This window comes from Acidobacteriota bacterium, assembly GCA_009838525.1.
Lineage (GTDB): Bacteria > Acidobacteriota > Vicinamibacteria > Vicinamibacterales > UBA8438 > VXRJ01.
Genome location: VXRJ01000038.1, coordinates 224,462 through 236,965, shown reverse-complemented (window position 1 = coordinate 236,965; position 12,504 = coordinate 224,462). Strand labels below are relative to the sequence as shown.

Annotated in this window: 9 protein-coding genes; 2 read left to right on the top strand and 7 right to left on the bottom strand. The window is 66.2% G+C overall.

Translation table 11 applies throughout. From position 1 onward, the window contains the following. Nucleotides 1-6 precede the first annotated feature (6 nt). Nucleotides 7-3,804, top strand: a complete 3,798-nt coding sequence (locus F4Y45_18535; GenBank protein ID MXY26504.1) for a hypothetical protein — start codon at nucleotides 7-9, stop codon at nucleotides 3,802-3,804. A 299-nt stretch (nucleotides 3,805-4,103) separates the two neighbouring features. On the opposite strand, the gene F4Y45_18530 is transcribed toward F4Y45_18535, so the two are convergent. The 7 genes from F4Y45_18530 to F4Y45_18500 form a co-directional block, all read right to left on the bottom strand. Beyond that, complete coding sequence (locus F4Y45_18530; protein ID MXY26503.1) at nucleotides 4,104-4,361, bottom strand: hypothetical protein; 258 nt, start codon at nucleotides 4,359-4,361, stop codon at nucleotides 4,104-4,106. A gap of 66 nt (nucleotides 4,362-4,427) precedes the next feature. Then, entirely contained in the window at nucleotides 4,428-6,197 is a 1,770-nt protein-coding gene (locus F4Y45_18525; GenBank protein MXY26502.1) for a PQQ-binding-like beta-propeller repeat protein, read from the bottom strand. Between the two features lie 119 nt (nucleotides 6,198-6,316). After that, on the bottom strand, nucleotides 6,317-6,886 hold the full coding sequence (locus tag F4Y45_18520) for an HD domain-containing protein (GenBank protein MXY26501.1): 570 nt from the start codon (nucleotides 6,884-6,886) through the stop codon (nucleotides 6,317-6,319). After that, nucleotides 6,883-8,223, bottom strand: a complete 1,341-nt coding sequence (locus F4Y45_18515; protein MXY26500.1) for a dicarboxylate/amino acid:cation symporter — start codon at nucleotides 8,221-8,223, stop codon at nucleotides 6,883-6,885. Before F4Y45_18515 ends, F4Y45_18520 begins: the two co-directional genes overlap by 4 nt. 12 nt (nucleotides 8,224-8,235) lie before the next feature. Then, entirely contained in the window at nucleotides 8,236-9,459 is a 1,224-nt protein-coding gene (gene tsaD, locus F4Y45_18510; protein ID MXY26499.1) for a tRNA (adenosine(37)-N6)-threonylcarbamoyltransferase complex transferase subunit TsaD, read from the bottom strand. A gap of 5 nt (nucleotides 9,460-9,464) precedes the next feature. Then, entirely contained in the window at nucleotides 9,465-10,511 is a 1,047-nt protein-coding gene (gene mtnA / locus F4Y45_18505) for an S-methyl-5-thioribose-1-phosphate isomerase (protein MXY26498.1), read from the bottom strand. A gap of 13 nt (nucleotides 10,512-10,524) precedes the next feature. Beyond that, entirely contained in the window at nucleotides 10,525-11,751 is a 1,227-nt protein-coding gene (locus F4Y45_18500) for a NupC/NupG family nucleoside CNT transporter (protein MXY26497.1), read from the bottom strand. A gap of 234 nt (nucleotides 11,752-11,985) precedes the next feature. Here F4Y45_18500 and F4Y45_18495 point away from each other — a divergent pair, with 234 nt between their 5' ends. Beyond that, nucleotides 11,986-12,498 (top strand): DUF664 domain-containing protein, encoded by a 513-nt coding sequence (locus F4Y45_18495; protein ID MXY26496.1) that lies wholly within the window; start codon nucleotides 11,986-11,988, stop codon nucleotides 12,496-12,498. Nucleotides 12,499-12,504: the final 6 nt, after the last annotated feature.

Below are 12,504 nucleotides of genomic sequence, written 5' to 3'. Positions count from 1 at the left end.
CACACCATGGACGAGTCCACTATTCCCAACATCCCCCCGGCTCTCCGACCGTATCTCGATGCGATCGCCGACCGCCTTCTGTCAGGCCACGCTGCTGTAATGGTCGGCGCTGGCTTTAGCCGAAACGCCACTCCCCACGGATCAAGCATACCGTTCCCGACATGGTCCCAACTGGGCGACCGCTTCTTCGAACGATTGCATAGCCATAAACCCGATCCCGACCGTAGATACCTCCAGATTCCGGCCCTGGCCCACGAAATCGATGCTGCGTTCGGCCGGCCCACGCTCAACCAGATGTTGCGTGACGCGATCCCGGATCTCCAGCACGAACCGTCCTCCTTGCACGTGAGGCTGCTTGACCTACCATGGTCAGATGTGTTCACCACCAACTACGACACGCTTCTGGAGCGAGCCTGCCGTGCGGTCATTTCTCAACGGTATGACATCATCGTGAACCCTCAAGACTTGGGTTATTCGAACCGCCCGCGAATTATCAAGCTCCATGGCAGCCTCCCATCAGACCGCCCGTTCATCATCACCGACGAGGACTATCGTCGCTATCCTCACGACTTCGCGCCGTTCGTCAACACCGTCCGCCAAGCTCTTCTCGAGAATACGCTCTGCCTGATCGGATTCTCCGCCGACGACCCTAATTTCCTGCACTGGATCGGTTGGCTGCATGACAATATCGGCCGCACAGACTCCCCGAAACTGTACCTCGTCGGCTCGCTAGCGCATCTCTCACCATCCCAGAAGACCCTCCTCGAACGCCGCAACATCATTCCCGTCGACATGTCTCAGTGCCCTGACGTTCGTGACAACCGTGACGCTATGGACTGCTTCCTCGACCACCTACGACGGCGGCGAGCTGCAGACAATCGGCTCCGTTGGCCAAGGACCGTAGTCGATGGCCCAACGTCCATTGACTCCGAAGACCCTGCCGACCTCATTTCCGTATGGAAGTCGCAACGCCACGATTATCCGGGGTGGGTAGTACTGCCCGAGGATCTCCGGCTTTCTCTATGGTTGGAGACTCGCCGCTGGACCCGCGATCTGCCTGCTGAAGCGGCGCTTCCGGCCCCGCTTGATCTTGAATTCGCCTTCGAATTGACCTGGCGCATGGAGAGGTGTCTGTGTCCACTCCTTGAGGACCAAGTCCGTTTCCTCGAAGCCACATTGCTGCGCTACTGGCCAGCAACGGCCCGCTCAGGTCTAACGTCGCTGCCCGTAGACCCCAGCGCTATCCACGCACACGGCCTGACCGACGATGACGTCAGGTCCCGATGTCATTACCTCCTGCTGGCAATGATGCGCCACTACCGCGAAGACGGGCTATCCGCCAAGTGGCTCGATGCTCTGGACCGGATTCAGAAAGTCAAGGGCGCGCTCTCTCCAGAGCACGACGCCCGGCTCAACTACGAGCGAGCGTTGTTCGATCTGTTCGCCCTAGACCTTCAGGAGCTCAAGGCCCGACTCGCAGCGTGGGAGCCCGAGGATGCGATGCCGTTCTGGGCCGCCAAGAAGGCGGGCATGCTTGCTGAGCTCGGTCAGGTGGACGAGGCAGAGCGGGTTTTGCAGCAGTCGCTCGAGGCTATTCGCACAACATTGAATCTGGTGCCTACCCGAATGGACTATACGCTCTTATCCCAAGAATCCTTCATTATGTTTCTGCTCGACGCGGTGGGGCAACGGTCATTCTTTGCCGCTAGAAACAACTCCACCATCCAAACCCAACGGCAGGCGTTTCGCGAGCGGTGGCACGCGCTGCGCCAGTTCAAGTGCGACCCATGGCACGATGTGGAAGTCTTCGCCCATAAGCTCGAACGACCCTCGATGAAGAGATCGGCGTTTACGGAAACTCCAGCTTTCGACATCGGACGCGTCCTGCAATCCAGTTCTCTCGGCCTTTGGGATGAAGAAGCGCTAACCGCGTACAGTTTCTTGCGCTTCTGCGAAGACGCGGGTATTCCGTTCAAAATCCCGGGTTGCACCATCGCGACTCAGAGTGCTGCCGGCACCCTCACCCGCATTGCGCAGTATTCGCCATACTGGGCCTTGGTAACCATGGTGCGCATTGGCGACGAGAAAGCGGTCGACAAGCTCTTCGACCGGGCCTCGCTAGCTCAAATGGACACGCGCTCCGTCGACGAGCTTGTGGCACGTTACTTGAGGTCTCTCCGTGCAGCGACCCCGGAAATCGAAGCAGGGAACTTCCATGCGCCGAATCTTGGGACCTTACTTGCTGGAGCGCTACCTGAGGTGCTGTCAAGACTGTGTTGCAGGTGCTCATGTGGCACAAAGGACCAACTGCTTGACTTCCTTCTTGATGTGTACCAGTCAGACCACCGAAGGGAATTCCGGGGAATCCGCAACTTGGTCGAACGGTTGTTGGCGGCGTTTTCCGTTCGCGAGCGGGTTGAGCGAATCCCCAAATTGCTGCTTTTTCCGATTCTCACGGACCAGGACCCCTTGGAGGCACAGGAATTCGTGAACCCTTTTGCGTGCCTCACCTCTCCAGGGAATCTGGCGATTGAGCGACCGACTATTGCCGATGGCTCACTCGATGCCTATTTCGACAAGGCGTCCTCCGATAGTCACGCCGCTCGCGGGTGGAGCGTGACAACGCTCGGAAGTTTGCACGACTTGGGATTGCTCGATGAGGCACGGTCAAGGCAGTTTGGAGCGGTCTTGTGGAGCAGGCGAGACAAGGACGGCATGCCTTCCGGGACCAACTACTACCGTCACGCCTTTCTGAAGTTGCCTCATCCTGCAGATGTCGATCCAGCGGCGTTGTTGATAGATTACGTTCGCAGTGCCGGATTTCCAATCCAGGGCAGCAGCGGACACGTGACGGTAGGCATTGGAGAAGAAGGTGTCGACCTGTGCAGGACGATCAACAACGCGAACGACGCGAACTGGTCGAGTGAGGATGTGCGCTCTGTCGTGCGTCGCCTGGTTGAGTGGTGGGATGCTGACAAAGAGCACTTTCACCAATACGCGATGAGCGAGGAACCACCGGGGCCATTGTCAGTTGCCCCGACTGTGCGCCGCCGCGCGTCCGATCTCATGCTAACTCTGGCTTTGATGATCGTCCGACACTTGCATGCGATGCGTGACGAGGGGTTACGCGGTGAGTTGAGACGTGTAACCGAGGAGTCAGCGACGTGTCGCGTTCCGGCCCGGTGCCTGGAGATGGCTTGCGCCTTGTTGGAGCAAGAGTTGCAAGATGGAGTGTTAACGAGGGTGGAAGAAGGCATGACTTCCGCAGAGCCGGAGGAGATGGCCGACGCGCTGGAGAGCATGCAGATACTGTCCGAGTACGTTAGCCAGGGAAACTCGACCGAGGAGGCGGAGAGAAACTACCTGATGCGTCTCTTAGGCGCGGCGGCGCAGGCCATTCTTTGGCGACGAGATACACTAGCTGCGATGACGATAAACGCGGTGGTCGATGTAGTGAGTCGGCATTCTTGGGCACTGACAGAGGCATCCGAGCAGTCGCTGCTCTTGGGCCTCCGACGGATACTGCGGGACACGGAGGTCCGTGGTCGGCCAAGTAGTACGGGGACCGATCGTGACGAAGGTGAGCGCGACGTAGCGGTGAGGCTGCTCGTGAGGCGGGCTGCCGCACGTTTGGCCTATTCGCTGTTCGACCAGTATCGACGGCGTGGTCGTGAGATCCCGATCGACGTTGGGTCGTGGAAGACGGCTTGCCAGTCTGATGACGAGTTCGCGGAAGTCCGGAACCAGTGGATTGGAGCACCCCGAATGGAGACCGACGTGACGACTGCCACGGTAGGAACCTGAGCTACCCTTGACGACGCAGTCCCGCCCATTTCGTAACGCATACCAAGATGTACCGTACTTGAACGGGTCGACCTTAGACTTGCCAGACCGACGAAGCTGCTCGGTTAGGTCGTCGATGTAGTGAAGCTTGGTTGTCTAGCATGGCGCGAATCGTTCTTGATTCGACCGCGACCGCCGTTACCGTTGTCTAGCTCTAGCCGACATCTCCGACGACGAGTTTCTGGGCGCGTTGTCAGTTGTCGGCGGCGACGGGGTTGTTGTGTACACCAAAGAGCCCACCGATACCCTAGTGCACGCGATCAATCGGCGACATCAATCACGTAGGCAAGGCGCTTATCTCTCCCGCGCCGCTGCCCCATCCACCGCACACTGATCCGCCGGTCGTCCCACGACTCCAGCGCGTTCTGGATGTTCGCCTGATTCCCGCGAATCCCGGCCGCCCTGACGTGATCGACGACAGTTTGCCAGTCGAACATGACTTGAGATTGCCCGCGCTGGATCGCCGGCTCGACCAAGGCGGTCCAGATCAGTTGTCGAATTCGATCGACCTCGTTCATTTCTCACCTTGCAAGGCGTACCGCTAGCCTGTCTGCGAGATGCCGAAGAGTCAGCTAACTTTGGGGCTAAGGTAACGCAAACACGAATAAGTTGTTCCCAATGCTCGGCCGCAACTCCGGCGTCAATTCCAGAAAACTGGCCGTCGTGGCCGCCCGGCCAGTGCTGACGGCAATGTATTGCCGGCCGTCGACGGCGAAGCTGATCGGGAAGCCGGAGACGGGGGAACCGAGGTTGATCTCCCAGAGGATTTCGCCGGTCTCTTGATCGAACGCGTGGAAGCGTCCCGCCGCGTCGCCGCCGAAGACGAGACCGCCGCCGGTGGCGACGAGCGATAGGGTCGCGGCACGCTGCTGGTGCAGCCAGGTGGTCTTGCCGGTCTCGGCGTTGATGGCGTAGACGGAACCGAGCTGGTCCATGTTGGGGGCCAGCTCGTGCCGGACTGCGAGGGCGTAGATTCGGTGTGACGCGTCGGGCGAGGTGGTGGCGAGCAGCCGCTGGCACATGTTGCGGAGCGGCATGTACATGGTGTTGGTGAGGGGGCTGTAGGCGCCCGCCTCCCAGTCCTTCCCGCCGTGCATGTTGGGACAGGCGAGCACCTGCTGCCCCTCGGCGGTGAACGTCACCTCGGCGTTCTCGGTGACCACGCCAGTCGCCGGGTCGATGCCGCTGATGACGTTCTGCGGGACGGTCGGCTTTGCCCAGAGGAACTCGCCCGTCTCGCGGTCGAGGGTGTAGACGAGGCCGGTCTTCCCCGGCACGCCGGTCATCACCTTCCGCATCTCGCCCGGCTGGATGCGCGGGTTGATCCAGGCGACCTCGGCGGGGTCGGGCGTGACCGCGGTGTCGAGGAGGATGCGCTCGAAGGGGTGGTCGAGATCCCAGTGGTCGTTCAGGTGCTGGTAGTGCCAGCGGATCTCGCCCGTGTCGACGTCGAGGGCGAGGGTCGAGTTGTGGTAGAGGTGCGTGTTCTCGATGCCCCCCAGCATGAACTTCGGGGCCGGGGAGGTGACCGACGTCCCCTGGTAGATGAGCCGCAGCTCCGGGTCGTAGCTCGCCGGCATCCAGGCGCCGACGTGCACGCGCTGCTCGAACGGGACGCTGCCCCAGGTCTCGTCGCCCGGCTCGCCCGGCGCCGGGATCGTGCGCCGGCGCCAGACTTCCTCGCCGGTCCGCGCGTCGTGGGCGATGATGACGCAGGTCTCGGGGCCGCCGGCCGGGCGGCAGCTCCGCCCCGAGATCGCCTTGCCGTCGGCGATGATCGGCCCGGAACTGTGTCCGGCGGGAGTCTCCTGGTAGTCGAAGATCTGCGTCTCCCAGGCGATCTCGCCGGTTTCGACGTCGAGGCCGAAGATGTACGAGTCGTCGCTCGTGTTGACGATGAACCGGTCGTAGATGGAGATGTTGCGGTTGTTGGCGGAATTGCCGCCGACGAACGTGTACACGTCCTCCGGGAGGTCGCGGCGGTGGCTCCAGATGAGGTCGCCGGTCACCGCGTCGATCGCCTCGATCACGTCGCTCGACTGCGGCATGTAGAGGACGCCGCCGTAGGCGAGCGGCGTTCCCTCGGACCGTCCCGGCGCGAGGGCGCGGGTCCAGACCATGCGCAGGCCGCCGACGTTGCTGCGGTCGATCTGATCGAGGGGGCTGTAGCCCCAGCCGTTAACCGTCCGCCGCCATGTGAGCCAGTCGCCGGGCGCCGGGTTCTCCAGGATCGCGTCCGTGACCGGCACGAACTCGCGCTCCTGCGCGGCCATCCCGGCCATGGCCGCCGCCACGAAGGCCGCCACCGTCGGGCCTGCCGCACGCCTCACCGCACGTCTGGTTGTAACCGTCATCGCTCGCCCTCCCGGACCGCTATTAATAGATAGGCGCCAATGCTGCTATATGGGCGTCTGAAACAGCCCTACATAGTGATGGGAATTGGCTTTGGGTTTAATAAGAAGAAAATACCCTCTCAGGCGGTTCCCCGCAGGCCGAGATCGCCCGCCACCTCGCGCATGAAGCCGATGACGTTCGTGATGTGCTCGTCGAGCGGCAGATCCAGCTCTTCCGCCCCCTGCCGGAGGTCGTCGCGGCTGACGGCGCGGGCGAACGCCTTGTCCTTCATCCGCTTCTTGACCGACTTGGTCTGGAGGTCGAGGACGCTCTTCGTCGGCCGGACGAGCGCCGCCGCGGTGATGAATCCGGCCAGCTCGTCGCAGGCGAACAGCGTGTGCTCCAGCCGCGATTCGCGCGGCACGCCGCTGTAGTCGGCATGCGAGAGGATGGCGCGGATCATGTATTCGGGCCAGCCGCGCTCGCGCAGGATGTCGCGGCCGCGGAACGGGTGATCCGCCGCGTCCGGCCACCGCTCGTAGTCGAAGTCGTGGACGAGGCCGACGATGCCCCACGCCTCCTCGTCCTCTCCGAACTGGCGCGCGTAGCCGCGCATCGCCGCCTCGACGGCCAGCGCATGCTTCCGGAGTCTGTCGCCCTGGGTGTATTCGGTCAGCAAGGCCCAGGCGTCGTCGCGGGTCGGCGTCATGAGCCGGACCCTGCCGCGGCCCCGGCCGCCGCCCCCGACAGGCCGTTCATCGACGTCGCCGTCAACTGCCCCTCGCTCGCCGCGACCACGGCGGACACCGTGATGTCGCCCGTCACGTTGGTCATCGTCCGGCACATGTCGAGGATGCGGTCGACGCCGAAGATGAGCGCGATGCCGGCCACCGGCACGCCGATCGCCTCGAGGACGATCACCAGCATGACGATCCCCGCGCTGGGCACCGCCGCGGTGCCGATCGACGCGAGCATGGCCGTGAAGACGATGGTCGCCTGCGCCGCCAGATCGAGCGGGATGCCGAGGGTCTGCGCGATGAAGACCGCCGCCACCGACATGTAGACGGCAGTGCCGTCCATGTTGATGGTGGCGCCGAGCGGCAGCACGAACGATCCGACTTCCTCCGAGACGCCCAGATTGTGCTCCGCCGTCTCCATCGAGACGGGCAGGGTCGCCGCGCTCGACGACGTGGAGAACGCGACCAGTTGGGCCGGGGCGGCGCCGCGCAGGAAGCGGAACGGCGTAATCGGCGTCAGGGTCCGCAACAGGATGGGATAGGTCAGGAACGCGTGGATCGCGAGGCCGACGAGCACGCAGACGCAGTAGAGGCCGAGCGCGCCGAGCAGTTGGGCCACGTCGGCCGGGTTGTCGCCCGCCACCGACGTGATGGTGCCGGCGATGAGCGAGAAGACGCCGACCGGCGCCACGATCAGGATGAGCTCGACGATCTTGATGATCGCCGCGTTCACGGACTCGAACAGCGACAGCAACGGCTGCGCCTGTTCGCGCGGCAGCAGCATCAGGGCCACGCCGAGGAGCAGGGCCGTGAAGACCACGCTCAGCATCGCGCGGTTGTTCGACGCGGCGTTGAAGATGTTGTCGGGGACCATGTCGACCAGCGGCTGGAGCGGCCCCCGCTCCATCTGGTCGGCCGTCTCCTGGCGCTGCTCGACGTCGCCCTGGTATTCCTCCTGGAGGCTAAGGCGCAGGCTCTCCGGAATCGACGCGCCCGGTTCGACGACATTGACGACGACGAGGCCGATCACCAGGGCGATGAGGGTCGTCCCGAGGTAGATGGCAATCGTCTTGCCGCCGATGCGTGACAGCTTCTGGAGGTTGGCGAGCGACGCGACGCCGGTGACGAGCGACGCCAGCACCAGCGGGACCGCGATCAGGAGCAGCAGGCGCAGGAAGATGGTGCCGAAGGGCGTGATCCAGTCGCGGGTGAAACCGCTGAGCCCGACGAACGTGGCGACGACGCCCCAGACGAGCCCAAGCCCGAGCGCAACGAGGATGCGCCAGTGTGTTTGTCCCAGCCAGCTCATGCGCGAAGCGTATCAGAGCGGCAGCGACGCCCTGGCGTTGAGGTCGAGTGGCGCGGTGATGCCGGCGTGGAGGAGGCGGAGGCCGGCCGCGCCGATCATGGCGGCGTTGTCGGTGGCCAGCGCCATGGACGGGAGAAAGAGCGGCAGCTCGGCCTGCTCGGCGCGCGTCGTGGCGTCCGCGCGCAGGCGCGAGTTGGCGGAGACGCCTCCCGAGATGCCGACGCTGCGCGCGCCATAGCGCCGCGCCGCGAGAAACGTCCGATCGAGCAGCGTGTCGACGACGACGCGCTGGAAGCTGGCGCAGATGTCCGCCACTTCCGCTTCGGAGAGCGCGGCGGCGGTGTCGGGCCTGTTTTCCGACGCGGCGGCGCCCTGCGGTGCCGCCCCCTGTGCGGCGGCGTGGCCCGCCATGTCGTCCGGCGCGCCGGGGCGCGCCTGGACGTCGCGGCCCTCCTGCTCGGCGACTCGCCGCTGCACGTGGCGCTTGACCGATGTCTTGAGGCCGCTGAAGCTGAACTCCAGCTCCCGGAGCCGGCGCGTTGCCGCGATGCCGGCGGGACGGGCGCCCTCCGGGGGAGCGTTCCGGTCGTCGTGCGTCATGCGCGCGTAGGGGAAATCGACGGCGCGGTCGTTGGCGGTGCGGGACAGCTTGTCGATCACCGGGCCGCCCGGGTAGGACAGGCCGAGGAGCGACGCGACCTTGTCGTAGGCCTCCCCCGCCGCGTCATCGCGGGTCTTGCCGATGAGACGGCAGGCGAGCGTTCCGTCCGCCGCCTCCCCCGCCACCAGGTAGAGGTTGGTATGCCCGCCCGACACCACCAGGACGACGGCCGGCAGCGGCATCGCGCCGCCCTCGACGACGAGCGATTCGATGTGTCCGGCCAGGTGCTGCACGCCGACGAGGGGCAGGCCGCGCGACGCGGCGGCGGCCTTCGCGAAAGCGACGCCCACGAGCAGCGAGCCGACCAGCCCCGGTCCCTGCGTCACGGCGATGGCGTCAAGACCGTCCCAGCCGGTGTCCGCCTCTTCCAGCGCGCGGTCGACGACGCCGCAGATGTCGCGCACGTGCTGGCGCGACGCGAGCTCCGGGACCACGCCGCCCCACGCGCGGTGAATCTCCACCTGCGACGCCACGATGTTCGAGCGCACGTCCCACGGCCGGGCGGGATCGCCGGAGTCGGCCACCACGGCGGCGGCCGTTTCGTCGCACGACGTCTCGATGGCCAGTAGTTGCATGTGCGTCAGACGGCCTCGCACGCGGCGCGCAGGCTCTCGCCGTAGGGCGGCCGGCAGACTCCCTGCTCGGTGATGATGCCCGCCACGAGGGCGTGCGGCGTCACGTCGAACGCGGGGTTCCACACCCCCGCGCCCTCCGGGGCGACGCGCGACGACCCGACGTGGGTCACTTCGCGCTCGTTCCGTTCCTCGATGGGAATCGCGGAGCCGTCCGGCGTCGCGAGATCGACGGTCGACGTCGGCGCCGCGACGTAGAACGGCACGCCATGTTCGCGCGCGAGGACGGCGACGGTGTAGGTGCCGATCTTGTTCGCGACGTCGCCGTTCGCCGCAATCCGGTCCGCCCCGACGACCACGACGTCCACCTTCCCGCTCCGCAACAGCGGCCCCGCCATGCCGTCCGTAATGACGGTGGTGTCGATCCCGTCGCGCAGCAGCTCCCACGCCGTGAGCCGCGCCCCCTGAAGGAACGGCCGGGTCTCGTCGGCGTAGACGGCAATGCGCTTGCCCGCCTCGACCGCCGCCCGGACCACGCCGAGTGCGGTGCCGTAGCCGCCGGTCGCCAGCGCGCCCGCGTTGCAGTGCGTCAGGACCTGCCCGCCGTCGGGCACCACCGCCGCGCCGTGGCGGCCCAGCGTCCGGCAGCAGTCCACGTCCTCGTCGTGGATCGCCCGCGCCTCGGCGACGATGATGGCGCGGATCTCGGCCGGCGACCGGCCCGCCCGCGCCGCCTCCGAGAAGACGCGCTTCATCCGGTCGATGGCCCAGAACAGGTTGACGGCGGTCGGACGGGTGCCGGCCATCATCTCGCACTGCCGGTAGAACTCGCCGGCGAGGGTCGCGCTTCCCGTGGCGCGGGACTTCACGACGCCGAGGGCCAGCCCCATCGCCGCCGCGACGCCGATGGCGGGGGCGCCGCGGATCACCATGCGCTCGATGGCGCGCGCCACCTCGCGCGCCGTCTTCAGCTCGACGTAGACCTCGTGGGCCGGCAGCTTCCGCTGATCGACCATCACGACGTGGTCGTCCTTCCATTCGACGGTTGGCAACATCGTGCTGATCAGCCTACAGCAGCAGGGCGGCGACGCAGGCGTTGATCATCGTGGCGGTGAACCCGGCGAGCAGGGCGCGGCCGCTCAGCCGCGCGAGGTCGACGCGCCGGTCGGGCGCCATGCTGCCGATGCCGCCGAGGACGATCCCGATGGAGCCGAAGTTGGCGAAGCCGGTCAGCGCGAAGGTCACCAGCGTCCGCCCGCGGTCGCTCAGGGTCGTCGCGTACTCGCCGCCCATCTTGACGTAGGCGACGAATTCGTTGGTCACGAGCTTCGTGCCGAGGAGATCCGCCACGGCCGGGATGTCGGCCGGCGGCACGCCGAGGAGGGCGGCGACCGGCGCGAAGAGGAAAGCGAAGATCCCGGCCATCGACAGGCCGGGCCGGACGAAGCCGAGCATGGCGTCGATCATCGCGATGAACGCGAGGAAGGCGATCAGCATCGCCGCGACGTTGAAGGCGAGCTGCATGCCGCTGGCCGCGCCCGACGCGGCGGCGTCGACGAGGTTCACGTGCTGCCGCTCGCGGCTGATCACGGCCCGGCCCGCCGTCGCCGGCTGGTCGGTCTCGGGCAGCAGGATCTTCGCGAGGTAGAGGCCGCAGGGCGCCGCCATCACGCTCCCGGTGAGCATCGCCACCGGATCCGCGCCCAGGCTGACGTAGATCGCGAAGACGCTGCCGGCGATGGTCGCGAGCCCGCCCGTCATGAGGGCGAGCAGCTCGGATTGCGTCATGGCGGGGATGTACGGGCGGACCACGATGGGCGCCTCCGTCTGCCCGAGGAAGACGTTCGCGGCGGCCGAGAGCGACTCCGCGCCGCTCGTGCGCATCAGCGGCATCATCGCGCGGGCCATCAGGCTGACCGCCACCTGCAGGATGCCGAGGTAGTAGAGGACGGTGAAGACCGACGACGCGAAGATGATGATCGGCAGGGCGGCGAACGCCAGCACCAGGCCGGTCGGGAAGACCTGCTCCATCGCGGCGGGATCGGCCAGCACGCCGAAGACGAACTCCGACCCGGCGCTGGTGAAGCCCATGAACGCGGTCGCGACATCCGCGATGGCCGAGAAGGCCGCGTAGCCCGGCCGGACGCCGCCGATGCTGAACCTCAGGATGAAGATCCCGAGGGCCAGTTGCAGGCCGATGCCCCACGCGACGGTCCGCCACCGGATGGCCGCGGCGTTCGCCGAGCAGGCGACCGCGGTCAGGATGAACGCGGCGATCCCCATCAGCGCGCGCACCGGCCCCGGCAGGGACGATGCCAGCGCGAACGCGGCCAGGGCCAGGACCGCCGCCCCGAAGCCGGCGCCGAGGCGCAGCCTCCCCGCCGCCGTCATCCTCTCGGCCCTTCGGAAGCGGTGCGCATCCGGGGAAGCCTACCCCACGGCGCAGCGCCGCAGTTAGCCTTGTCAGCCGGGCGCCTCGCCGCTCGCGGTGCCACGCAGGGCTTCACCACGGGCTGCTAGGATCACGCCATGACCGATCCCGCCACCTCCGCCGACGCCGCCTTCGTCGACATCGCGCGCTCGCGGCTCTGCGTCCACCTGACGGGGCAGGTGCGCGCGTGTATCGGCGCGCTCCGGCCGGAACAGATCTGGTGGCGCCCGAACGAGAAGTCGAACGCGATCGGCAACCTGGTGCTCCACTGCACCGGATCCACCCGCTTTTACATCGGCCGCATCATCGGCGGGAGCGATTTCGTCCGCGACCGCCGCACCGAGTTCGCGGAGCGCCGCGAGCTGCCGGCCGCCCTGCTGCGGGCCAACCTGGACCAGGCCATCGAGGAAGCGGACGCCGCGCTCCGGGGGTTCGATCCGGGGCGGCTGCTGGAGGTGACGGAGGAAACGCCGGAGCCGATGACCCTGGCCGAGGTGATCACGCTGCAGGTGAGCCACTACGCGCTGCACGTCGGCCAGATCGCCTATGCGACCAAGCTGATCAACGCCGACGCCATCCACGAGATCTGGCGCAAGACGCCCAGCCGCTGATCCCGC